This window comes from Micromonospora sp. B9E7 (genome assembly GCF_039871815.1).
In the GTDB taxonomy this organism is placed as follows: Bacteria; Actinomycetota; Actinomycetes; order Mycobacteriales; family Micromonosporaceae; genus Micromonospora.
This window is the reverse complement of record NZ_JBDPLX010000003.1, coordinates 98,690-121,714: the sequence shown is the minus strand read 5'-3', so window position 1 is coordinate 121,714 and position 23,025 is coordinate 98,690. Positions and strand designations below refer to the sequence as shown.

Sequence of the window (23,025 nt, the reverse complement as noted above, 5' to 3'; positions counted from 1 at the left end):
ATGACCATGCACACCCTGTCCGTGCTCGTGGAGAACAAGCCCGGCGTGCTCGCCCGGGTCTCCGGCCTGTTCTCCCGCCGTGGGTTCAACATCGACAGCCTCGCCGTGGGCGAGACCGAGAACCCGGACGTCTCCCGGATCACCATCGTGGTCAACGCGGAGTCGTCCCCGTTGGAGCAGGTCACCAAGCAGCTGAACAAGCTGGTCAACGTGCTGAAGATCGTCGAGCTGGATCCTCAGGTGTCGGTTGCCCGGGAGTTGCTGCTGGTGAAGGTCCGCGCCGATCGGGCCGCGCGATCCCAGGTGCTGGAGACAGTCAACCTGTTCCGCGCCCGGGTGGTCGACGTCGCACCGGACACGCTGACCATCGAGGCCACCGGCACTCCCGACAAACTCGATGCGCTGCTCCGCGACCTCGAGTCCTTCGGCATCAAGGAGATGGTCCAGTCCGGGCTGGTGGCGATCGGGCGCGGCTCGCGTTCGATCACCGCCGGTCCCGCGCTACGGGCCGCCTGACGCCACCGGTCGGCCCCGGCGGGCCTCCCGGACCCCAACCACACAGACCACGACGGGCCGCCCCGGCCGTCGTACGAAAGGGAAGTTTCACATGAGCGTTGAGGTGTACTACGACGACAACGCCGACCTCGGCCTGATCCAGGCCAGGAAGGTCGCGGTGATCGGCTACGGCAGCCAGGGTCACGCCCACGCGCTGTCGCTGCGCGACTCGGGCGTCGACGTGGTGATCGGTCTGCCGGAGGGCTCGAAGAGCCGTCCCAAGGCCGAGGAACAGGGCCTGCGGGTGCTCACGCCGGCGCAGGCCGCCGCCGAGGCCGACGTGATCATGGTACTCGCGCCGGACACCGCCCAGCGCAAGCTCTACACCGAGTCGATCGAGCCGAACCTCACCGCGGGCAAGGCGCTCTTCTTCGGCCACGGTTTCAACATCCGCTACGGGCTGATCAAGCCCCCGGCGGAGGTCGACGTGGCGATGGTCGCGCCGAAGGGCCCCGGTCACCTGGTGCGTCGCCAGTACGTCGACGGCAAGGGCGTGCCCGTCCTGGTCGCCGTCGAGCAGGACGCCAGCGGCACCGCGTTCGCGCTCGCCCTGGCGTACGCCAAGGCGATCGGCGGCACCCGGGCCGGCGCGATCAAGACCACCTTCACCGAGGAGACCGAGACCGACCTCTTCGGCGAGCAGGCGGTGCTCGCCGGCGGCGCGACCGCCCTGGTGCAGGCCGGTTTCGAGGTGCTCACCGAGGCGGGCTACGCCCCGGAGGTCGCGTACTTCGAGTGCCTGCACGAGCTGAAGCTGATCGTCGACCTCATGTACGAGGGCGGCATCGCGAAGATGCGGTACAGCATCTCCGACACCGCCGAGTACGGCGACCTGTCCCGTGGCCCGCGCATCGTCGACGCCCGGGTCAAGGACGAGATGCGCAAGATCCTCGGCGAGATCCAGTCCGGCGAGTTCGCCCGCGAGTGGGTCGCCGAGGACGAGGCCGGTCGGCCGAACTTCAAGAAGTGGCAGGCCGAGGGTGCGGCGCACCCGATCGAGGAGACCGGCAAGAAGCTGCGCGGCATGATGAGCTGGGTCGACCGCCCGATCACCGAGACCGCCTGACCTGTTCGGTTCCGCCGACGGCCCCGGGCCGACGCTCTCCCCAGCGTCGCCCGGGGCCGTCGGACCATGTTGCCGCCCCGCCCCGCCCCGCCCCGCTCGACGCGCCGCGCTCGACGCGCCCCGCCCCGCCGCGCCCCGTGATCCGCGCAACATCGGGGATATTGCGCCCTCAGGCTGCTTCGAGGCAGCAGTTTCCCTGATGTAGCGCAGATCATGGCGCCGGTGGTTGGCGCGCCAGCGGACCGGCCCGTGGGCGCGCGGGAACCCGAGGGTGGGCCGGTGCGGGTGGGACGTCTCGTGGCCGGGACCGTTTCGGCCCGGTGAACGGTCGATGTCCAACGCCCGACCGGCCGTGTGAGGGCCCTCACCCCGCAGACCGGAACATGCCGGGCAGCGCGGCCCCTACGATCGCGGGTAGGTGCGCAGCCGGCACCTGACGGCCACGGCACGGATCAGCGCGGGGCGCAGTGCGGCGCCCCGCCGCCCGGGCCGATCGCAAACACGACCTCTACGAGGACCGATGAATCCTGTCGTACTGATCGCCGAAGAACTCGCCCCCGCCGCCATCGAGGTGCTCGCCCACGACTTCGACGTCCGTCACGTCGACGGCACCGACCGTCCGGCCCTGCTCGCGGCGCTCTCCGAGGCCGACGCCGTCATCGTGCGCAGCGCGACCCAGATCGACGCCGAGGCGGTCGCCGCCGCGCCGCGACTCAAGGTGGTCGCCCGGGCGGGCGTCGGGCTGGACAACGTCGAGGTGCCGGCCGCCACCGCCCGCGGCGTCATGGTCGTCAACGCGCCCACCTCCAACATCGTCTCCGCCGCCGAGCAGGCCGTCGCACTGCTGCTCGCCGTCGCCCGCAACACCGCGAGCGCCAGCTCCGCGCTCAAGGCGGGGGAGTGGAAGCGGTCGAAGTACACAGGCGTCGAGGTGCAGGGCAAGACCGTCGGCGTGGTCGGGCTCGGCCGTATCGGGGTGCTCTTCGCGCAGCGCATCGCCGCCTTCGGCACCCGGCTGATCGCGTACGACCCGTACATCCAGCCGGCCCGTGCGGCGCAGCTCGGCGTACGCCTGGTCGGGTTGGAGGAGTTGCTGCGGGAGAGCGACTTCATCTCCATCCACCTGCCCAAGACGCCGGAGACGGTGGGCCTGATCGGTGAGAAGGAGCTGGCGATCGTCAAGCCCGGCGTCCGCATCGTCAACGCCGCCCGTGGCGGGCTCGTCGACGAGCAGGCCCTCGCCGACGCGATCGCCGAGGGCCGGGTCGCCGGTGCCGGCATCGACGTGTACAGCAAGGAGCCGTGCACCTCCTCGCCGCTGTTCGCGTTCGACAACGTGGTGGCGACCCCGCACCTGGGCGCCTCCACCCACGAGGCGCAGGACAAGGCCGGTCTCGCCGTGGCCAAGAGCGTCAAGCTGGCGTTGCAGGGCGAGTTCGTCCCGGACGCGGTGAACGTGCAGGCCGGTGGGGTGGTCGCCGAGGACGTCCGGCCGCTGCTGCCGCTGGCGGAGAAGCTGGGTCGGGCGTTCACCGCGGTTGCCGGTGGGGTCGCCGCCAGCGTCACGGTCGAGGTGCGCGGCGAGATCGTCAGCCACGACGTGTCGGTGCTCAAGCTCGCCGCCACCAAGGGCCTGTTCAGCTCGGTCGTCGAGGACCAGGTCACCTACGTCAACGCCCCGCACCTGGCGGCGGAGCGCGGTGTCGAGGTCACCCTGGCGGCCCTGGCCGAGACGGCCGAGCAGTCCACCCTGGTCACGGTGCGTGGCGCACTGCCGGATGGTCGTACGGTCAGCGTTTCCGGCACGGTCACCCACACCGGCGCTCGCGACGTCCTCAAGCTGACCGAGGTGGACGGCTTCGACGTGGAGATCGGCGCGGAGGGCATCCTGCTCTTCCTGCGCTACGCGGACCGGCCCGGTGTCGTCGGCACCGTCGGCACCCTGCTCGGCGAGTCGGGCATCAACATCGCGGCCATGCAGGTGGCTCGGCGCGAGGCGGGTGGCGAGACGCTGATGACGCTCACCGTCGACCAGGCGCTCGGCGCCGACCTGCTCACCTCGGCCGCCGACTCGATCGGCGCCACGGCGGCCAGTGCGGCGGACCTGCGCGACGAGTGACCGACGGCACAGCGCCATGGGGGCCCGGCGATCCGCTGGGCCCCTTGTCGTCTCCGGGGTGAGGTGACCCGGGGTCAGCCGGGCATCCGGGCCGGGGGCGGGTAGACCGAGCCGTCCTGCGGGTCGAACAGCATGAGCCCGTGCTCGCCGGCCAGCCGCTCGATGTCCAGCAGCACCTGGTCCGCGCAGGTCGGATGCAGGTTCAGCTCGACATGGTCGTGGGCGGCGTGCAGCGGTGCCACCGCCCACGGGCTGTTCGGGCCGGGATGGCGGTCCGGATAGGAGGCGGTGATGGCCCGGTAGAAGCTGACCACCCTCGGGTCCGGGTAACGGTCGATGTGTCGCCCCTGCCGGCAACCGTCGACCGCTCTCCGTACGTCCTCGGGCGTCGCCCCGTCCTCCAGGGCCCACACACTCAGATCGAAACTCACGGCGGACAGCGTGCCATCCGCCGTTCACCATGTCGAAACTGCCTCGCCGCCAGCCCAACTGCCGAATTCCGCAGTCTCCGGCCACGACGGTCCGGTGTGGAGACTCTTGCGTCGAGTTGCGTCGATTCGCTAGCGTACGTGCTGCGGTCACTGGCCGAGTCGAGGCACCGGCCCGTCTTCGGGTGGCGCGGTCGACGTCCGGCCCGACCGGTCCGCACCCCTCGATTGTGCGAGCCACGCGCACTCGTCGCTGACCGGCCCCCACGGTCGTTGCCGAGACCGTGGGGGCCGATCGCAAGGCCCGACCGGCCGACCAGTACCGGCAACGGCTGGGTTCGCCGGCCGAGGGCGGCCGAGGTGCGAATCGGGCCGGAGCGCCGCGGGGAGACGGGCTCGCTGCGACGACCTGTTGTTCAGCGTCGGTGTGCGAAGAGCACGCGATAGTCGGCGTCGCCACGGAACCACGACAGGCCGGTGGGGCCGGCCGCGTACAGCGCGGTGGCGTAGGCGTCGGCGATCGTCAGGTCGGGGCCCACGACGGTGGCGGCGACGAGTTGGTCGGCCGGCTCACCCGTGTGCGGGTCCACCACATGGCCCTGCCGTCCGGTCACCCCCGAGGTGCCGACCGCGCCGGCGGTCATCTCCAACACCAGCGGCGCGCGCTCGGGGGCGGTCGGGTGGTGCACGGCGACCCGCCACGGCCCGCCGTGCGCCGCGTGGCCCCGGACGACGAGGTCGGCGCCGGTGAGTACGGCGTAGTCGTGGATGCCTGCGGCGCGCAGTCTCTCGGCGGCGCGTTCGACAGCCCAACCGCCGAGCAGGCCGCCGGGGTCGAAGCCGCCGGGCACCGCCCAGGCGTCGAACCACCCGTCGGTGGCGGCGCGCATGGCCGTGCAGCGGTCCACCAGGTCGGCGAGGGGCGCGTACGAGTCGGGGCTGATCTCGCCGCGACGTAGCCGGGAGACCAGGCTCTCCGGCCGGTTGGGGCCGTAGGTGAGGTCGATGGCGCGCAGCTCGGCCACGCTGTCCCGCAGTGCCTCGCCGACGCCTCGGCGGCCGAGCCAGGCGGGGGCGTTGAGGAGGAGGGTGTATTCGGCGGTCGCGGTGCGGACGGTGTGCTGCACGGCGATTCGGCCGTCGGTGGCGGCGGCCGGGTCGATCCGCTGCCGTCGGCGGCCGAGTCGGAGGTCCGGCCGGCGGCTGCGGAACGCGGACGGGTCCGGCCAGCGGGTCCGTGGCTGCTCGTCGATGCGCATCGCATCTGCCCCCTCGCGCTTGGTGTCGCGTCGCCGCGACCCCGGTGGTCAGCAGGCCCCCGTGACCCACTGACCACCACGGTAGGCAGCGGAGATGACCGCCCCATGAGTCTCAGCTGAGAGGGTGCTGTGCATCCGGACGTCCCGAATAGTGGAAGCCGCGTACCGGGAGGCGGGACGGCGACGTACCGTTGCCCGGACGTAACCGTTGAGCAGAGGAGTGCGGTCGTGGCGCGGATCGCGGTGGTGGCCGGGGATGGCATCGGGCCCGAGGTGGTCGCGCAGGCCCGCAAGGTCCTCGACGCGGTGCTGCCCGGAGTGCAGGCCACCGAGTACGACCTCGGCGCGGCCCGCTGGCACCGTACCGGAGAGGTGTTGCCCGACTCCGTGCTGGCCGAGCTGGCCGGGCACGACGCGATCCTGCTCGGCGCGGTCGGTGACCCCACGGTTCCGCCGGGTGTGCTGGAGCGAGGTCTGCTGCTCAAGCTCCGGTTCGCCTTCGACCAGTACGTCAACCTGCGCCCGTCCCGGCTCTGGCCCGGGGTCGCCGGCCCGCTGGGCAGTGTGAAGCCGGGCGAGGTCGACCTCGTGGTGGTGCGCGAGGGCACCGAGGGTCTCTACGCCGGGGCCGGTGGTTCGCTGCACCGGGACACTCCCGCCGAGGTCGCCACCGAGGAGAGCCTGAACACCCGGCACGGCGTGGAGCGGGTGATCCGCGACGCGTTCGCCCGCGCCGGTCGCCGGGAGCGGCGCAAGGTCACCCTGGTGCACAAGACCAACGTGCTCACCCACGCCGGGTCGCTCTGGGCGCGCACCTTCGACGCGGTCGCCGCCGAGCACCCGGACATCGCCACGGAATACCAGCACGTCGACGCGGCGGCCATGTTCCTGGTCACCCAGCCGCAGCGCTACGACGTGGTGGTCACCGACAACCTCTTCGGCGACATCCTCACCGACCTCGCCGCCGCCGTCACCGGCGGGATCGGGCTGGCGGCCAGCGGCTGCATCAACCCCGAGGGGGCGTACCCCTCGATGTTCGAGCCGGTACACGGCTCGGCGCCGGACATCGCCGGTAAGGGCGTCGCCGATCCGGTTGCCGCGGTGCTCTCCGCCGCGCTGCTCCTTGAGCAGTTGGGGCACGCCGAGGCCGCGACCCGGGTCAACGGGGCGGTCGCCGCCGAGCTGGCCAGCCGCACCGCGGGCGTGACGCTGCGGACCGAAGAGGTCGGCGACCGGCTCGCCGCCCACGCCGTAGCCTGACCACCCCGGCGTCGGCCTGCCCGGGCCCGCCGTCCTGCCCGGACGGCGCTACCCGCTGAACGACCGTTCGGGGTAAGTTTTCTGGCACAGCCAGTTCGGTGTGCGGTCCCGCATGCCGTCGTCCCGCAGGGAGGTCAGCGCGATGAGCGGTGGTGACAAGCTCGACTTCGAGATCCGTCCGAATCCCGCGCCGGTATCCGCCGCCGACCGGGCCGCCCTGCTGGCCAACCCCGGGTTCGGTCGCGTCCACACCGACCACATGGTCATCATCCGCTACGCCGAGGGCAAGGGCTGGTACGACGCCCGGGTGGAGGCGCGTGGCCCGATCCCGATGGACCCGGCCAGCGCCGTGCTGCACTACGCGCAGGAGATCTTCGAGGGGTTGAAGGCGTACCGGACGGCCGACGGTGGCGTGACGATGTTCCGGCCGGACGCCAACGCGGCCCGCTTCGCCACCTCCGCACAGCGGATGGCGATGCCGGTGCTGCCGCCCGAGGTGTTCGTCGACTCGCTGCACAAGCTCATCGAGATCGACCAGGAGTGGATCCCCACCGACGAGGACGGCAGCCTCTACCTGCGGCCGTTCATGTTCGCCAGCGAGGTGTTCCTCGGCGTCCGCCCGGCCAACGAATACCTCTACCTGGTGATCGCCTCACCGGCCGGGTCGTACTTCAGCGGTGGGGTCAAGCCGGTCACCGTCTGGGTCTCCCCGGACTACACCCGGGCCGCACCCGGCGGCACCGGTGCGGCCAAGTGCGGTGGCAACTACGCCGCGTCGCTGGCTGCCCAGGCGGAGGCCATCGAAGCCGGCTGCGACCAGGTCGTCTTCCTGGACGCGGTGGAGCGCCGCTTCGTCGACGAGTTGGGCGGCATGAACGTCTTCTTCGTCTACGACGACGACACGGTGGTCACCCCGCCACTGACCGGCACGATCCTGCCCGGCATCACCCGCGACGCGATCATGACGCTGGCGGCGGCGGCCGGGCACCAGGTCGAGGAGCGGCCGGTCAGCTTCACCGACTGGCAGGCCGACGCGGCCAGCGGTCGGCTCCGGGAGGTGTTCGCCTGCGGCACCGCCGCGGTGGTCACCCCGATCGGAGGGGTCCGCTTCCCGGACGGCGAGTTCCTGATCGGTGGGGGCGAGCCCGGCCGGGTCACCATGTCGCTGCGTCAGCAGTTGGTCGACATCCAGCGCGGCAAGGCCGCCGACGCGCACGGTTGGGTGCAGCGGGTCCTCTGACCCTCGTCGCGAGGTTGGCCCGTCCGAGCGGACAGGCCAACCTCGCTGGGCCTACGCCTCGTCGAGCAGGTGGTCGCGAAGGGCGGCGAGCTGCTCGTCGGTCACCCCGGCGTGCCGCAGGTACGCCTCGATCGACCCGTGCCCGGCACGCAGCTCGTCGAGGAAGATCTGCATCGCCTCGGCGGGGGAGGCCAGGAACGGCGCCGGCACGTCCACCCCGTCCGGGGCGACGGAGGCCAGCCACGCGCTGTATCGGGCCGACGCCTCGCTGCTGAGTGCGTAGTCCGCGGTGATGTCCGCGTCGTCGACGCCGAGCACGGCGAGGGTCAACGCGCAGACGATCCCGGTGCGGTCCTTGCCGGCGACGCAGTGCACCACCACCGGGGCGTTGGCGGAGTCGGCGATCAGCCCGACCGCCTCGGCCAGCCCGGCGGTGCCGGTCTGGGCCAGGTCGGCATAGCGGTCGGCGAGGTACCGGGCGAGGCTGGCGCCCTCCTCGTGCGGCGTACCCGACCAGTCGTCGTGCTCCGGGTGGATGTGCCGGTAGGTCAGCCCCTGGTAGGCCGGCACCCGGCCGTCGCGCTCCACCTCGGTGGGGCGGCGCAGGTCGATGACGGTGCGGACGCCGATCGCGGCGAAGGCGTCCCGGTCGGATTCGGTGAGGCGGTGCAGCGAGTCGGAGCGGTAGAGGCGGCCCCTGCGTACGGGCCGCTCGCCGTGGCCGAGGTAGCCACCTACGTCGCGGAAGTTGAAGGTGGCCGGGAGTGGGATACGGCGGCTGTCGTCGATGGCGTCCACGCTCACACGGTAACGGCCGGTGGGTCGGTGTCCCACCGGCCGTCGAGCCGAACCGTCATCGTGCCGTGCCAGGCGGGAGAGCGCCGTACGTCTCGTCGTAGTAGCCGCCCAGCCGATCCCGGTAGGTCGGATCGCTGTGGCTGGTCTCGTCGTACTCCGGGGCGGCCTTGATCTGGTCCCGGGTCCGGTCGACGGAGACGGTGCGCTGGTCGTGGTCGACCTGGTTGACGGTGCCGGCCGGCAGCATCACCTTCTTGCCGAAGATCCACGGCCCGGTGTCCACGACCAGGTAGCTGCCGTCCACCTCGTGGCTGGCGTTGTCGATCTTGCCGATTCCACCGTCGGTGGCCTCGACCTTGTAGCCGACCAGGTCGGCGTCGGCCACCCCGGCGTGGTCCCGGTAACGCCAGGGGTCGAAGGTGCCGGCGGGCGCGCCGCCGGGCACCGTGCCCTGGCCGCCGCCGCGCAGCGGGTCCGGCCCGGCTTGGGTGGCGTGCGGATCGATCCTGTCCATGCCGTTCACTCCTGACTGTCGCCGATCGTCGCGGCGTCGGTGGGTGCCTTCCCCCAACGGAGCTACCCGGCTGCCGGGGGATGGAAACGGCGGGAGTGCTGCGGTGCTCAGGCGAGTGCTGCGGTGCTCAGGCCAGGGCCGCCTCGGCGTCCAGGGTGACCGCGGCGGCGTGCACCACGGCGGCGATCCGCAGTGCGTCGTGCACCTGCTCACCGGTGAAACCTCGGCCACGCAGGGCCTTCTCGTGCAACTCCAGGCACACCCCGCAGCCGGCGATCGCCGACACCGCGAGGCACCACACCTTGAAGTCACCCTTGTCCACGCCGGGCCGGGCGGTGACCTGCATCCGCAGCCGGGCCGGCATCGAGGCGTACCTCTCGTCACCGATGAGGTGCTTGGCCCGGTAGTAGACGTTGTTCATCGCCATGATCGCGGCGGCGGCCTTGGCTGCCTCGACACCCTCCGGCCCGAGATGCTCCAGCGCCTCGGCCGCGATCTCCCGCAGCACCAGCGGGTTTCGGGCCGTCACCGCGCACGCCAGCGCGGTGCCCCAGGTCTGCGCCGGGGTCAACGTCGAGGTGCCGATGGTGGAGCTCAGGTTGAGTGCGATGTCCTTGGCGTACGCGGGCAGGGCCGCCCTGATCGCGTCCAGGCCCATGGTCAGACCCCGGCGATCTCCGTCGGACCGATGACGCTGACGTCGATCGGCCCGACGGGGACCAGACGCCACTTGCCCTCGTGGGACGCGTGGTTGATCGTCTTGGGCGCGTTGGTGGCGCCCAGCGATACGCAGGCGGCGAGTCTGTGCTCAGGTAAGCGGTCACTGACGGTGAGCACAGGTCCTCCTTGCAGATGGCACGGTGGCCATCATTGGATCCGTTCCAGATGCTTCCGCACGGCTGTTCCCGCCGGTGGGCGGCCTGGCGGCTTGTGAAGCCGATCACGAGCGGTGCTGCAGACTGAACGAACCCTCAGTAATCGTCCCGCGATGTGGATTGTTCCTCCCAAAAACACGAGCGGGGTGGCAGAGTGGCGATCGTGACCAGCACCGCCCTGATTATTGCGACCTAGCGCGCCGGCCCCCCTCCGCCGAGCGCGCAGACCTCCCGCATCCGCGGGAGGTCTTTTTGTTGCTCCGAGAAAGGATCCTGATGACGTTCCAGGTCTTCGACACGACGTTGCGCGACGGCGCCCAACGCGAGGGGCTCACCTACTCGGTGGTCGACAAGCTGGCCGTGGCCCGGCTGCTCGACGAGTTCGGCGTCGGCTTCATCGAGGGGGGTTGGCCGGGCGCGGTGCCCAAGGACACCGAGTTCTTCCGCCGGGCGCGCACCGAACTGGACCTGCGGCACGCCGTCCTGGTCGCGTTCGGCGCCACCCGCAAGGCAGGTGTCGCGGTCGCCGACGACGCACAGGTGCGGGCCCTGCTCGACGCGCAGACCCCGGCGGTGGCGCTGGTCGCCAAGGCCGACAGCCGGCACGTCGAACGCGCGTTGCGTACCACCGGCGCGGAGAACCTGGCGATGATCCACGACACCGTCAGCCACCTCGTCCGCGAGGGCCGACGGGTCTTCGTCGACGGCGAGCACTTCTTCGACGGGTACCGGCACGACCCCGCGTACGGCGCGGCGGTGGTGCAGACCGCGTTGGCCGCCGGGGCCGAGCGGATGGTGCTCTGCGACACCAACGGCGGCATGCTGCCGTCCCAGGTGACCGCCGTGATCGGTGACCTGACCGACAGGCTGGGGATCGACGCCGGGCTGCTCGGCATGCACGCCCAGAACGACACCTCCTGCGCGGTGGCCAACACGATCGCCGCCGTGGAGGCGGGTGTCCGCCACGTCCAGGGCACCGCCAACGGGTACGGCGAACGCCCCGGCAACGCCGACATCTTCGCGGTCGTCGCCAACCTCCAGCTCAAGCTGGGCATGCCCGTCCTACCGGAGGGCTGCCTGGCACAGATGGTGCGGGTCTCGCACGCCATCGCCGAGATCGCCAACATCGCCCCCGACACCCACCAGGCGTACGCCGGGGCCGCTGCCTTCGCTCACAAGGCGGGGCTGCACGCGAGCGCGATCAAGGTCGACCCGTTGCTCTACAACCACGTCGACCCGTCGGTGGTGGGCAACGACATGCGGATCCTGATCACCGAGATGGCCGGCCGGGCCAGCGTCGAGCTCAAGAGTCGTGAGCTCGGCCTGGACCTGGCCGGCAGCCCGGAGGCGCTGACCCGGGTCACCAAGCGGGTCAAGGAGTTGGAGGCGGGTGGCTGGTCCTTCGAGGCCGCGGACGCCTCCTTCGAGCTGCTGGTCCGCTCCGAGTTGCCGGAGGGCGGCCCGGCCCGACCGTTCACTCTGGAGTCGTACCGGGTGCTGGTCGAGCACCGCGAGGACGGCGCGGTGGTCTCCGAGGCGACCGTCAAGATCCGGGTACGCGGCGAGCGGGTGATCGCCACCGCCGAGGGCAACGGCCCGGTCAACGCGCTCGACGAGGCGCTGCGGGTGGGCCTGGCTCGGCACTACCCACAGCTGCGCGACTTCGAACTGGCCGACTACAAGGTGCGCATCCTGGAGGGCAGCCACGGCACCGGCGCGGTGACCCGGGTGCTGCTGGAGACCGCCAACGGCGCCGGCCAGGACTGGACCACGGTCGGCGTGCACCCCAACGTGGTCGAAGCGAGCTGGCACGCCCTGGTAGACGCCCTCACCTACGGCCTAGCCCCCACCACGGTCTAACCCCGTTACCTCCACCCCCCCACCTGGTCGATCATGGAGTTGTGGTGCTCCACAAAACGGGTTTCCGTTCTCAAAATGCCCACCACAAGTCCATGATCGACCGCAGCTGGGGTGGGGCGATGGCCGCGACCGCAGCTGGGGTGGGGCGACGGCCGCGGCCGCGGCTGGGGGTTACCGGGTTGGGAGGGTGACGGTGGCGAGGACGGGGCGGTGGTCGCTGCCGGGCAGGGCGAGCACCTTCACCGACCGGACCGCGATGCGCCGGTCGACCAGCACGTGGTCGATGGTGACCGGTGGGATGAGGTCACCGTCGTACGGGCCCCAGGTGCCGGTCAGGCCCTCTCCGGCGGCGTCGGCGGCGTCGACGTACCCGGTGCGCAGCAGGGCCCGTAGTGGGCCGTGGTCGAGGGTGGCGTTGAAGTCCCCGGCGAGGATCTGCAGGCCACCGTCCGGGGTGGCCGGTGGTTGAGCCTCCAGGTCGGCACGCCACGCGCCGACCTGGTCCACCGCGTACGGCGCCGACGGGTGGGCCGACTCGACCCTGACCGGGGGCCCGCCGGGGACGGTCGTCGTGCCGTACGCCTGGGTGAAGCCCCAGCCGTTGCGGTTGTGCCGGAGCCCGACGTCGCTGAGCGGCCACCGCGAGTAGAGCCCGGAGCCGGGTGTGCCGACCTGTGCGTTGAGCTGCCGGTGGGGTAGCAGCCGGTCGAGACCGAGCCGATCCAGGGCGGCCTGCGCCTCCGGGGTGAACTCCTGCACGGTGAGCACGTCCACCTCGTACCGCCGGACCAGCTCGACAAGGGTCCGCGCGTCGCCGGCGCCGGCGAGCAGGTTGGCGGTGAGCAGCCGCACCGTCGGCCCGTTCGCCGCCGGCTGCGGCGAGGCCAGCGCGCGCGGCGTGACGACGCCGAGCAGTGCCACCGCCGCCACTGCCGCGAGAGCCGCCGGCCACCAGCGCCGCAGGGCGAGCGCGAGGCTCAGGGCGAGCACGCTGAAGCCCGCGACGTACGGCGTGAAGGCGAGCGCCTGCACCAGTGGCCCGCGGTCCAGGCCGACCAGCCGGAGGGCGGCCCAGAGGGTGGGCGGGGCGACCGCCAGCCAGCAGAGCGCCGTGCCGAGCCGAGCGCTGCGGTGCCGCCCCGACGTCGGCACGGGTGTGGGCGGGGCGTCGACGATCATGGCGGTGATCATAGCGGTCGCACGCCTGGCGCCATTTCATGAATGGTGAAGGGCTCATCTTTCATAATTGTCTGACGGCTGATTGACAGCTCGACAAAGTGAGATCAACTATTGACTGGCGGCTTTTTCCGGTGCTACGTTCCATCTGGCTTAAACGAGGCAACTCTGAGTAGTAATGGCAGCTCAGATGGGGTGTAGATCGTTGAGAAATCGACCTTACCGAGGGTGGGTGAAAAGCTTTCCCTCGCCCTGCCGTCGTCGCCTCGCCTATTAGTGGGCAGCCATCCGTCCCGCCCCGCGGGTCGGCCGAATTCGCACGGTCACACAAGGGGGACCTGTCATGAGTTCATTCTTCCGACGTAAGGTGGCAGCAGTCACATTCGCTGTCCTGGCCCTCAGTCTCGCCGGCGGGGGCATCGCCATCGCCCAGCCGTCGGCGAAGGCGCCGCAGGAGGCGGTCCAGCCGGCGGCACGGAGCACGAACTCCCAGCCGCCGGTCAGCGCCGAGTCGGCGCGTATCGCGAAGTCCGCGCTGAAGGCGAGTGCGGCCACCCCGCTGGTGGCTACCAACGTCTTCACCGTCGTCAACTCCAACGGCACCAAGGCGCGCGGTGGCGGCACCGTGGTCAAGTACGGCGTCGGCGAGTACGAGGTGATCTTCGGCCACACTGTGTCGGCCGGCGCCTTCCTGGCCACCCTCTCCCTGTCCGGCTCCTGCTGCGTCCCGCCGGGCGGCGAGGTCTCGGTCGCTCCGCGGCTGCTGACACCCAACGCGGTCTTCGTGCAGACCCGCAACTCGGCCGGGGTGCCGGCCAACCTGGGCTTCACCCTGCTCACCCACACACCCTGACCGAACCGACACCCGGCCCCCGCGCCCACGGCGCGGGGGCCGGACTCTGTCTGCCCGCCGCACCGCCCGCCCGGAGCGGCCGGGCCAGCAGTCGGTTCGTGCCGGTCGGTCACTCGCTGGCCGGTCACTCGCCGGTTGTCCGTCCCTCGACGGGCTCGCGACGGTCGTCACCCTTCCGCGCGGCTCATCCCCATTCCGGCCACTCCGGGCCGGTCCGGGCCGCACAATCCGACGTTTGCCGGGCACCTGTCAGGGAAGCAAGCACCGTGACGGACATCTCGGACACCCTGGCCAGCATGCCCAGCTCGGTCGATCCCGAACCGACCGGCGTCGAGCTGGAACAGACCCTCTTCGAGGTCAAACGCGTGATCGTCGGGCAGGATCGCCTCGTCGAGCGCCTGCTCACCGCACTGGTCGCCAACGGGCACTGCCTCCTGGAGGGGGTCCCCGGTGTGGCCAAGACACTGGCCGCGCAGACCCTCGCCACAGTGGTCGGTGGCACCTTCTCGCGGATCCAGTTCACCCCGGACCTGGTCCCCTCCGACATCGTCGGCACCCGGATCTACCGGGCCTCCAAGGAGACCTTCGACATCGAACTGGGCCCGATCATGGCCAATCTGGTACTGGCCGACGAGATCAACCGTGCCCCGGCCAAGGTCCAGTCGGCGCTGCTTGAGGCGATGGCCGAACGGCAGGTCTCGATCGGCGGACGGAGTTGGCCGGTCCCGGAGCCGTTCCTGGTGCTGGCGACCCAGAACCCGATCGAGTCGGAGGGGGTGTACCAGCTCCCGGAGGCGCAGCGCGACCGGTTCCTGATGAAGGTGGTGGTCGACTACCCCAGCGACGCCGACGAACTGGCCATCCTCTACCGGATGAGCACCGACCGGCCTAGCCCACGGCGGGTGCTCGACGCGCAACGGCTGAGGGACCTGCAGGCCCACGCCGAGCGGGTCTTCGTCCACCACGCGTTGGCCGAGTACGTGGTGCGGCTGATCCTCGCCACCAGGGACCCGGGTCGGTTCGGGCTACCGGAGATCGCCCCGCTGCTGGCGTACGGGGCCAGCCCGCGGGCCACCCTGGGCCTGGTCGCGGCCGCCCGGGCACAGGCCCTGCTGCGCGGGCGGGAGTACGTGCTGCCCGAGGACGTCCGGGAACTCGCCGTCGACGTCCTCGCCCATCGACTGGTGCTCTCCTTCGACGCGGTCGCCGACGGGGTGTCGGCCGAGAGCGTGGTGCGCCGGCTGGTCGAGGCGGTGCCACCGCCTCGGCTGGCCAACGGGCACCCACAGCAGGCGCCGGACCTGGCGGCGGCATGAGACGCGTGCACGTCGCGCCAGCCGACCCCGGCCTGGCCGAGCTGGCCCTCGACCAGCGGTTACGCCGCCTCGAACTCACCGTCACGCGCCGACTGAACGGTCTGCTGCACGGTCAGTACCGTGGCCTGCTGCCCGGCCCGGGCAGCGAACCCGCCGGCAGCCGCGAGTACCGCCCGGGCGAGGACGAGGTACGTCGGATGGACTGGGCGGTGACCGCTCGTACCGCCGTGCCACACGTCCGGCAGGTCGACGCCGACCGTGAACTCACCACCTGGCTGCTTGTCGACGGCAGCGCCAGCATGGAGTTCGGCACCGCCGACCTGGACAAGCGGGAGCTGGCGGTGGCCGCCGTCGCGGCGGTCGGTTTCCTGACCGCGGGCGTCGGCAACCGCCTCGGCGCCCAGGTGCTGCGTGCCGACGGGGTACGCCGCTTCCCGGCCCGCACCGGGCGTACCCATCTGCTCGCGCTGCTCCGTGCGCTGCTCGCCGCCCCGCGTGCCACCGCACCCGCCGACGGCGCGGGGCGGGCGTCCACGGTCGGCCCGCCGGACCTCGCCGACGGGCTCGACGCGTTGCACCGGATCGCCAATCGGCGCGGCCTGGTCGTGGTGGTCTCCGACTTCCTCGACGGGCTGCCCGACGACCCCGACCAGCAGGCGCCCTGGGAGCGGACTCTGCGCCGGCTGGCCGTCCGGCACCAGGTGCTGGCGATCGAGGTGACCGACCCGCGTGAGCTGGAGTTACCGGACGTCGGCCTGATCACCCTCGTCGACCCGGAGACCGGCCGCTGCCGCGAGGTGTCCACATCGGACCGACGGCTGCGCGAGCGGTACGCCGAGGCCGCCGCCGCCCAGCGCGATCAGGTGCAGAAGGCGCTGCGTCGTAGTGGAGCAGCCCACCTGCCGCTGCGCACCGACGGGGACTGGAGCGCGGACATCGTCCGGCACGTGCACGCCCAGCGTCGGCTGGCCGCCGCACCGGCCGGTCAACGACGGGGAGGTGTCGCGTGATCTGGCAGTCGCCGCTGCGGCTCTGGCTGCTGCTCGGTGTGCTCGCCCTGGTCGTCGCGTACCTGGTGGTGCAGCGCCGACGCAGCCGCTACGCGGTCCGCTTCACCAACCTGCGGTTGCTCGACCGGGTGGCACCGGAGCGACCCGCCTGGCGTCGACACGTACCGGCGGGGCTCTTCCTGGCCATGCTGGCGCTGCTCGTGGTCGGTTTCGCCCGACCCAGCGCCGAGGTCCGGGTGCCTCGGGAACGCGCCACGGTGATGGTGGCGGTGGACGTGTCCACGTCGATGCTCGCCACCGACGTCGATCCGGACCGGTTGGCCGCCGCCAAACAGGCGGCCCGGCGCTTCGTGGAGGGCCTGCCCGACGAGTTCAACGTGGGCCTGGTCGCGTTCGCGGGCAGCGCGGCCGTACTGGTGCCGCCGAGTACCGACCGGGATGCCCTCGACGAGGGGATCGGCCGGCTCGCCGAGGGCATCACCGGCGTGCAGGGCACCGCGATCGGCGAGGCGATCAACACGTCGCTCGGCGCGGTCAAGAGCCTGGACAGCGAGGCCGCGAAGGAGCCGCCGCCGGCCCGGATCATCCTGCTCTCCGACGGCGCCAACACCTCCGGGATGGACCCGATGGAGGCGGCAGCGGAGGCGGTGACGGCGGAGGTGCCGGTGCACGCCATCTCGTTCGGCACACCGTCCGGGTTCGTGGACCGCGGTGGACGCCCCATCCAGGTACCTGTCGACGGGCAGACCCTCAAGGCGGTCGCCGAGGAGACCGGCGGCATGTTCCACGAGGCCAGCACCACCGACGAGCTGCGCGCCGTCTACGACGACATCGGCAGCTCGGTCGGCTACCGCACCGAGCGGCAGGACGTCTCGGCCCGGTTCATCGGCCTCGGACTGGTGTTCGCGATGGGTGCCGCCGCCGGCTCGATGCGCTGGTTCTCCCGACTGCCCTGATCGCCGCACAACGGACGTCGACCGTGAGGAGTACGCATGGCAGTGCAGACCGGACTGGGAGAACCGCGCGGTCCCTGGTTCATCTCACCGGAACTCGGCCCGGACGGGCGCGGGTGGTGGGACCCGCCCGAGCGTGAACCGGGCGGACGACGGCCTGGCCGGCTGCTCGCCGTGCTGGCCGTGGTGGCGGTCTCGGCCGTCTCCGGTGCTCTCGCCGGCGGCGTGGTGGCCAGCCGGGACGGGGCTGGAGGCCCGGCTGCGGCGTCCGCCGCCCCGGTTCCGGCCGAGCTGGTCACGGCGGCCGAGCGCACCGTGCCCGGGGTGGTGTCGGTGCTGGCCGGCGGCACGACCGCTGGTTCCGCGACCGGCGGATCCGTGAACGGCGCGTCCGCGACCGGCTCCGGATTCGCCGTGGACGACCAGCAGCACCTGATCACCAACGACCACATCCTGGCCAAGGGCGGTGGCGGGCCGGTGACCGTGGAACTGCCCGACGGCCGCCGGTTCGCCGCCGAGGTGGTCGGACGGGAGCCACGCAGCGACCTGGCGGTGCTGAAGGTCCCGGCATCGGCCGGCCTGACCCCGCTGCCCCTGGCCAAACCGGGCGCGACCCGGGTCGGCGAGCCGGTCCTCGCGGTGGGTTCGCCGCTCGGTCTGGCCGGGACGGTCACCGCGGGCATCGTCAGCGCGCTGGACCGGCAGGTGCGACTGGGAAACAACCGGCACACCGCCGTGCAGACCGACGCGTCCATCAACCCCGGCAACTCCGGTGGGCCCCTCGTCAACGCCCGCGGGGAGGTGGTCGGGGTGAACACCGCCATCGCCACCATCGACGGCAACGGGTCGATCGGCATCGGGTTCGCCATCCCGATCGACCAGGTGCAGCAGACCGCCGACACCATCATCGGCAAGGGTGGCTGAGCTGCCCGGACAGCCGCCCGGCGAGCAGTGGGAGCGTCGCCAGTGTCAGATATCCGGCCGGACGGCATCGGGCCATGGAAATATTACTGTCGGTATGGATACTGGCGGAGGTGGAGCGTCCTCTTCTCGCGGTCCTCCTGCTGGTGGGCCTGTTCATCGGATGTGCAGTGGGGTCGGCGTACGCCCGGGCACGACGCGGGTGGAACGATTACCAGACCGTCAAGAAATCGGTGCCGGGCGCCCGTCGAGGCGCCTGGACGCTGATCCGTGGCGTCGCCGTGAAGGCCGGGGTGATCGCCCTGCTTCTCTTCGGCGCGGTCGCGTACGCGGCGGTCGGGTCCGACGAGGAAGCCGCCGGGCCGGCACCCGGCCAGTCCCCGACGCAGAGTGAGACCCCGCGCCGCTAGGGCGGCCCGGGGCTTTGCCCGGGCCCTGACCTTTGGCGGTTCGTCACGGGTTAGCCTCAGGGCGTGGACGACGGACTGCGGGTGACCGACCGGTGGGTCGTCCCCGCCGGGGAGCTGCGGGAGCGCTTCTCCCGCTCCTCGGGGCCGGGAGGGCAGGGCGTCAACACCGCGGACTCCCGGGTCGAGCTGAGCTACGACCTGGCCAACTCGCCGGCCGTGCCCGAGTCGTTGCGGTCGCGGGCGTTGGCCCGCCTGGCCAACCGCCTGGTCGACGGAGTGCTGACGATCGCCGCCAGCGAGCACCGGGCCCAACTGGCCAACCGGGAGGCGGCCCGGGAACGGATGACCGCCCTGCTGCGGGAGGCCGCCGCGCCCCCACCGCCGGCCCGCCGAGCGACCCGCCCGTCGCGTGGGGCCAAGGAACGCCGGCTGGCCGAGAAGAAGCGCCAGTCCCAGCGCAAACGCGACCGTCGCGCCGACGACGACTAGCGCGCCTCCCGCGCCGCCGACGACCCGCTCGACCCGCACCGACGACGACTACTACTAGCGCGGTCCGGCCAGCGCGGGGGTCAGCCGGTGAGACTCCATGCCTGGTTCTGGCCGCCGATGCATTCCCACTGCTGCACGAAGGCGCCGGGCGCCGGAGCGGTCAGGGCGGAGTTGGCCGCGTCGAGGCACTTGTCGCTGTGCCCAACCCGCAGTTCCCACTTGTCATCCGCGCGGCGCTGAAGGTGCCAGGTCTGGTTCGGGCGCCAGCCGCAGGTCTCGAGCACCAGACCGGCCCCATTTCCCGTCGCGCCGTCGCGCACGCTCAGGCACCGCCGGCTGGCCGCGTCCCGGATCTGGAAGGCGTTCTGGTAAGCGACTCGTCCGCCTCGACGCAGGAAAACAAATCGCTGAGTCGGTCGGTTCATGTCCGGTTGTACCTTCATGTCCGTCACGTCGACTGCAAGGTCGTTCCGGCCTGAATAGACGCTGTGAAGTCGGTCGAGTTCGCCGAATTGCACAAAAGGAACGGACGTGGTTTCGCCCCGTTTCGAAACGGTGGCCACCCATCGCGTAGCTGCGCTTTCGTTGAACCTTTTATGCGTTTCTCGCACCTGGGGTGCGACGCAGAGGTGGTCCTGGGGCGTCGCCTCACGCCACACGAACCCCTGCTGGCACGTGTCGGGCCCAAACGTCTGGTCGGCGGGGTTGCGGAACTGGTTGGGGTTTCTGTTGTCCAGTTTCACGAATTGCCGGGTCTTCGGGTCCACGCAGACGTGGTCGCCCGGTGTGGCCTCCCGCCACACGTTTCCCTGTGTGCAGGTGGAGGGTCCGAAAGGGCCGAAGGCGGTAGCCGCACCATAGGAAGCAGGGCTGGCAAACACCGCGCCTCCCGACGTTGAGCCCTCTTCGGCAGGTGTTTCGGACGCCGTCACGCCGACCGTCAAAAGGCCGGCAAGGAGCAGCAGTGATCTCGCGCCGGTAATCACGATTATCAAGCTAACACGATGCTTGGAGTCGCTGACGAGAAAACCAATCCTCACCAATAACATTGATGGGGATGCAGTCAAAAGGCGCAAAACTGCGATCGAAAACCGGATGATCGCGCCGGCTCAGGCCGGAACGGCGGTGAGCAGCCGGATGTCCCGGGCCAGGTCGACCGCGTCGGCTGCCAGCTCCGAGGAGACCTTCAGGGTCGTTCCCCCAGCCGCGCGGCTGGCTCTGCAGGGTGGAGCAAGGCCGCGCAGACATCGATCAGTTGGGCACGCAGGTGGCCGGCACGCTGCGAGAACTCGCGCTGCCGCGCGATGTACTCGGCCTTGCCCTCAGCGGTCTCGATGGCTACTGCCGGTTCCCCGTACGAGGAGAAGTCGTACGGGGATGCCTGCATGTCGAGTAGGCGGATGTCCCTCGCCAGCTCGAAGCAGTCGAGGGCCAGCTTCCCTGGAACCGCAGGTCCCAGCTTGGTTGCCCACTTGTGGCAGTCCATCGACGCATGCAGGCAGCCCGGCTGGTCAAGCTCTACCTGGCTCTCCCTCGTGGGTTGGATCCGGTTGAGGCTGACTGCGTCTGAGGTGAAGAACCGGAACGCATCGAAGTGTGTGCAGCGGATCTGGTGAGACTCGACAACCGCGTCAGTGCCCTCTTGCCCAAGTCGCAGGGGGAGCGGATGCCGATGCTCACGTTGGCGGTACACCATCGCCCACTCATGCAGGCCGAAGCAGCCGGCGAAGGCTGGCCGTGATGCGATCGCGGAGAGCAGTCGATGGATGAAGCGCACCGACTCTGCCCGGTCGGCGAGGAACGCTGCGACGTCGAGACTCACGACTCCGACCGTGTTCGTGGCGTACCAACGCCACTGTTGATGTGGAGCAGACCCGTTCGGTCCGGGCTCCAAGGAGACGCCGACGCCCGGGTGCCACCGACGGAGCCCGGAGGGCCTGGTGCCGTAGTAGTCGTACAGGAAGTCATCGATCGCGTGGCGTTGCCTCGCGGCCTTGCGGGTTCGATGTCCGGCGGTGAGGGCGTCGGCGCGCTCCTCGTGTGCCCGTGAGAGGGAAGCCCAGGCGGAAGCGGGCAGGTGAGTCACTTGCCCTGCCCCCTGTTGTCCGCTTCGTGCCGCTTCGATACGCCGCGCCTTCGGAAGCCCCCCGAGTTGCGCAGCCGCAGATCGACGGCCCGCAGGCGGGCCTGCCACTGCGTCGCGTCGAGCACGGCGGGGGCGAGGGCGGCGGTCACGCACCCCAGGGTACGACCGCCGCCCGCGCACCGGTCAGGGCATGTGCACCCGAACCCCGGCGGAGAACACGCCGCTGCGCAACTCCAACTGCTGGGGCGGGTCCCGGCCGTCGACGGTGAAGACCAGCGGGAGCACCATCCGGGTACCCGCCGCCATCGGGTCGGCGAAGATGTCCCGACCCAGGTTGGCCGCCCGGGTGGCCGGCTCGTCGGTGCTCACCCAGCGCCCGCCGGGCAGGTACGCCCGTTGCAGCTGACCGTGCCAGGGCTGGTGCTCGCCGGTGACGTTGCGCACACCCACGGTGGCCTGGCAGCGTCGGCCGTTGGCCGGTGCCGCGCCGCCGTCGGTCTTCGCGGCAGAGCCGGCCGCGCCACAGGACATCCGGTACACGGTGAACTCGAACGCCGACTCACGCAGCGGCACGCCCACCGGACCGGTGACCCCGGTGCCCATCCACGCGCCGCTGGTCGGCTGCTTCCGCGTGTCGATCTGCGAGACCTGCCGGGTCGCCGTCCACCCGGCGGTGCCGACGACGCCGGCCAGCACCGCGACGGCGGCGCCCACCAACAACCAGACCGGTGGGGTACGCCGACGCCTCGTCGGCCGCGGGGTCGCCGGTCGCGGATAGATCGTCCCGCGTCCACCGTCCGGCCCGCCGTTGCCGGCCAGCGCGGCGGCCGTCACCCGACGCCCACGCCGACGTCGCCACACCCACAGCAGGGCCGCGCTGATCAGCAGCAGGACCGCCAACCCGGCGAGCAGCACCGGGTACCGCCGCCAGGGCGGCGCCTCGGTGACCTCGGCCGCAGGTGCCGCCGCCGCCTTCCAGGTGGCCGTGGCGCAGTCGTACGGCCGGGTGCCGTCGCTGGTGAAGGCACACGCGGGGGCGGTCAGTGGTTGGCCCGGCGCGGTCGCGGCGAGCGCGGTGCCCAGCGTGGTGGAGCTGTGTGCCGGCAGCCTCAACCGCCAGGTCACCTCGGTGGTGGAACCGCCGGCCCGGGTGGACCGGCCGCCGCCACTGATCGCCGTCGGCGACGAGCCGGGTGGCAGTTCCTGGCGCACCGTGGTCTCGACCGGTGCGTTGCCCACGTTGCGGACCTGGATCCGGTACCTGGGTGCCGGGCTGTTCTCCGGCGCGACCGCGACGGTGACCTGCTGCGGCGGTGCCGATGCCGGTGCCCGGGATGGCGGTGCCATCGCCGGCGGCGCCGAGGGCGGGGTGGGCTCGGTCACCCGCGCGACCATCGCGACCGGTGGTGGGGTGGCCGCCGGCCCGGGTGTCCGAGTCGCGGTCGCCTCCGCCGACGGCCGTGCGGCGCTCGGTCGTGGCGTCGCGGCACCCGGCGGCACCGCAGCCGTCGGTCGCGGCGTCGCGGCCGTTGGCTGCGGCGTTGCGGCCGGTGGTCGTGGCGTGGCCGCTGCCTCCGGGGCCGCCGCCGGCAGGGCCGGCACAGCGGCGAGGATGCCGAGGCAGTGTACGAACACTGCGAGGGCTCTGTGGTGTCGTGTCGATGCAGGCATACGAACGAACCTCCGGAGCCGACGGTAGGGGCGAGCCGCCTCCGTGCGGGTACGAAGTCGGGAAGACCGCCCCGCTCACCTCCTGCTCCGATAGGGTGCCGCGCGGTGACGGGTTGAGCACATCCGACGGCCGGTCCTGGCCGGTTGGGGTGCCGGCGGGGCTAGA

General features: G+C 71.5%; 24 protein-coding genes. 13 read left to right on the top strand and 11 right to left on the bottom strand.

All coding sequences use genetic code 11. The features are described from left to right. The 3 genes from ilvN to serA all read left to right on the top strand — a co-directional run bounded on the left by ilvN (window position 1) and on the right by serA (window position 3,740). A complete protein-coding gene (gene ilvN, locus ABGB10_RS05795; RefSeq protein WP_030337232.1) occupies window positions 1-516 on the top strand; it encodes an acetolactate synthase small subunit in 516 nt (171 codons plus the stop codon). A 91-nt stretch (window positions 517-607) separates the two neighbouring features. Continuing rightward, window positions 608-1,621, top strand: a complete 1,014-nt coding sequence (gene ilvC, locus ABGB10_RS05790; protein ID WP_347659806.1) for a ketol-acid reductoisomerase — start codon at window positions 608-610, stop codon at window positions 1,619-1,621. 520 nt (window positions 1,622-2,141) lie between these two features. Then, window positions 2,142-3,740 carry a phosphoglycerate dehydrogenase gene (gene serA, locus ABGB10_RS05785; protein ID WP_347659805.1) on the top strand — a complete coding sequence of 533 codons (1,599 nt, stop codon included), beginning with the start codon at window positions 2,142-2,144 and terminating at the stop codon, window positions 3,738-3,740. Window positions 3,741-3,814: 74 nt separating this feature from the next. Here serA and ABGB10_RS05780 read toward each other — a convergent pair whose 3' ends face one another. Both ABGB10_RS05780 and ABGB10_RS05775 read right to left on the bottom strand, forming a co-directional pair. Further along, on the bottom strand, window positions 3,815-4,171 hold the full coding sequence (locus tag ABGB10_RS05780) for a hypothetical protein (RefSeq protein WP_347659804.1): 357 nt from the start codon (window positions 4,169-4,171) through the stop codon (window positions 3,815-3,817). 413 nt (window positions 4,172-4,584) lie between these two features. Further along, on the bottom strand, window positions 4,585-5,427 hold the full coding sequence (locus ABGB10_RS05775) for an FAD:protein FMN transferase (RefSeq protein ID WP_347659803.1): 843 nt from the start codon (window positions 5,425-5,427) through the stop codon (window positions 4,585-4,587). Between the two features lie 228 nt (window positions 5,428-5,655). On the opposite strand from ABGB10_RS05775, the gene ABGB10_RS05770 reads away from it, so the two are divergent. Together ABGB10_RS05770 and ABGB10_RS05765 are read left to right on the top strand one after the other, a co-directional pair. Beyond that, window positions 5,656-6,687 carry a 3-isopropylmalate dehydrogenase gene (locus ABGB10_RS05770; protein WP_347659802.1) on the top strand — a complete coding sequence of 344 codons (1,032 nt, stop codon included), beginning with the start codon at window positions 5,656-5,658 and terminating at the stop codon, window positions 6,685-6,687. Window positions 6,688-6,829: 142 nt separating this feature from the next. Beyond that, complete coding sequence (locus ABGB10_RS05765) at window positions 6,830-7,927, top strand: branched-chain amino acid aminotransferase (RefSeq protein WP_347659801.1); 1,098 nt, start codon at window positions 6,830-6,832, stop codon at window positions 7,925-7,927. Window positions 7,928-7,978: 51 nt separating this feature from the next. Here ABGB10_RS05765 and ABGB10_RS05760 read toward each other — a convergent pair whose 3' ends face one another. The 4 genes from ABGB10_RS05760 to ABGB10_RS05745 form a co-directional block, all read right to left on the bottom strand. Next, window positions 7,979-8,761 (bottom strand): tyrosine-protein phosphatase, encoded by a 783-nt coding sequence (locus ABGB10_RS05760; protein WP_347659800.1) that lies wholly within the window; start codon window positions 8,759-8,761, stop codon window positions 7,979-7,981. Between the two features lie 19 nt (window positions 8,762-8,780). Beyond that, window positions 8,781-9,239, bottom strand: a complete 459-nt coding sequence (locus ABGB10_RS05755; RefSeq protein ID WP_347659799.1) for a PRC-barrel domain containing protein — start codon at window positions 9,237-9,239, stop codon at window positions 8,781-8,783. A gap of 127 nt (window positions 9,240-9,366) precedes the next feature. Beyond that, window positions 9,367-9,897 carry a carboxymuconolactone decarboxylase family protein gene (locus tag ABGB10_RS05750; RefSeq protein ID WP_347659798.1) on the bottom strand — a complete coding sequence of 177 codons (531 nt, stop codon included), beginning with the start codon at window positions 9,895-9,897 and terminating at the stop codon, window positions 9,367-9,369. A gap of 2 nt (window positions 9,898-9,899) precedes the next feature. Then, complete coding sequence (locus ABGB10_RS05745; protein WP_347659797.1) at window positions 9,900-10,076, bottom strand: hypothetical protein; 177 nt, start codon at window positions 10,074-10,076, stop codon at window positions 9,900-9,902. Window positions 10,077-10,390: 314 nt separating this feature from the next. Between ABGB10_RS05745 and cimA the strand changes: the two genes are divergently transcribed. Continuing rightward, complete coding sequence (gene cimA, locus ABGB10_RS05740) at window positions 10,391-11,974, top strand: citramalate synthase (RefSeq protein WP_347659796.1); 1,584 nt, start codon at window positions 10,391-10,393, stop codon at window positions 11,972-11,974. A gap of 171 nt (window positions 11,975-12,145) precedes the next feature. On the opposite strand, the gene ABGB10_RS05735 is transcribed toward cimA, so the two are convergent. Then, on the bottom strand, window positions 12,146-13,153 hold the full coding sequence (locus ABGB10_RS05735; RefSeq protein WP_347659795.1) for an endonuclease/exonuclease/phosphatase family protein: 1,008 nt from the start codon (window positions 13,151-13,153) through the stop codon (window positions 12,146-12,148). A 340-nt stretch (window positions 13,154-13,493) separates the two neighbouring features. Here ABGB10_RS05735 and ABGB10_RS05730 point away from each other — a divergent pair, with 340 nt between their 5' ends. From ABGB10_RS05730 to arfB, 7 genes are all read left to right on the top strand, one after another. After that, entirely contained in the window at window positions 13,494-14,003 is a 510-nt protein-coding gene (locus tag ABGB10_RS05730) for a hypothetical protein (protein WP_347659794.1), read from the top strand. A gap of 266 nt (window positions 14,004-14,269) precedes the next feature. Then, window positions 14,270-15,319, top strand: coding sequence for a MoxR family ATPase (locus tag ABGB10_RS05725; RefSeq protein ID WP_347659793.1), 1,050 nt, complete (start codon window positions 14,270-14,272; stop codon window positions 15,317-15,319). Continuing rightward, a complete protein-coding gene (locus ABGB10_RS05720) occupies window positions 15,316-16,329 on the top strand; it encodes a DUF58 domain-containing protein (RefSeq protein WP_347659792.1) in 1,014 nt (337 codons plus the stop codon). The genes ABGB10_RS05725 and ABGB10_RS05720 overlap by 4 nt, the downstream gene beginning before the upstream one ends. Then, a complete protein-coding gene (locus ABGB10_RS05715) occupies window positions 16,326-17,285 on the top strand; it encodes a VWA domain-containing protein (RefSeq protein ID WP_347659791.1) in 960 nt (319 codons plus the stop codon). Before ABGB10_RS05720 ends, ABGB10_RS05715 begins: the two co-directional genes overlap by 4 nt. A 36-nt stretch (window positions 17,286-17,321) precedes the next feature. Further along, complete coding sequence (locus ABGB10_RS05710; protein ID WP_347659790.1) at window positions 17,322-18,206, top strand: trypsin-like peptidase domain-containing protein; 885 nt, start codon at window positions 17,322-17,324, stop codon at window positions 18,204-18,206. Between the two features lie 110 nt (window positions 18,207-18,316). Then, a complete protein-coding gene (locus ABGB10_RS05705; RefSeq protein WP_347659789.1) occupies window positions 18,317-18,613 on the top strand; it encodes a hypothetical protein in 297 nt (98 codons plus the stop codon). 63 nt (window positions 18,614-18,676) lie between these two features. After that, window positions 18,677-19,102, top strand: a complete 426-nt coding sequence (gene arfB / locus ABGB10_RS05700) for an alternative ribosome rescue aminoacyl-tRNA hydrolase ArfB (RefSeq protein ID WP_347659788.1) — start codon at window positions 18,677-18,679, stop codon at window positions 19,100-19,102. Window positions 19,103-19,182: 80 nt separating this feature from the next. On the opposite strand, the gene ABGB10_RS05695 is transcribed toward arfB, so the two are convergent. From ABGB10_RS05695 to ABGB10_RS05680, 4 genes are all read right to left on the bottom strand, one after another. After that, window positions 19,183-20,088 carry an RICIN domain-containing protein gene (locus ABGB10_RS05695; RefSeq protein WP_347659787.1) on the bottom strand — a complete coding sequence of 302 codons (906 nt, stop codon included), beginning with the start codon at window positions 20,086-20,088 and terminating at the stop codon, window positions 19,183-19,185. Window positions 20,089-20,288: 200 nt separating this feature from the next. Continuing rightward, complete coding sequence (locus tag ABGB10_RS05690) at window positions 20,289-20,924, bottom strand: hypothetical protein (RefSeq protein WP_347659786.1); 636 nt, start codon at window positions 20,922-20,924, stop codon at window positions 20,289-20,291. A gap of 260 nt (window positions 20,925-21,184) precedes the next feature. Further along, complete coding sequence (locus ABGB10_RS05685) at window positions 21,185-21,337, bottom strand: hypothetical protein (protein ID WP_347659785.1); 153 nt, start codon at window positions 21,335-21,337, stop codon at window positions 21,185-21,187. A gap of 34 nt (window positions 21,338-21,371) precedes the next feature. Next, a complete protein-coding gene (locus ABGB10_RS05680) occupies window positions 21,372-22,859 on the bottom strand; it encodes a hypothetical protein (RefSeq protein ID WP_347659784.1) in 1,488 nt (495 codons plus the stop codon). Between the last annotated feature and the right edge of the window lie 166 nt (window positions 22,860-23,025).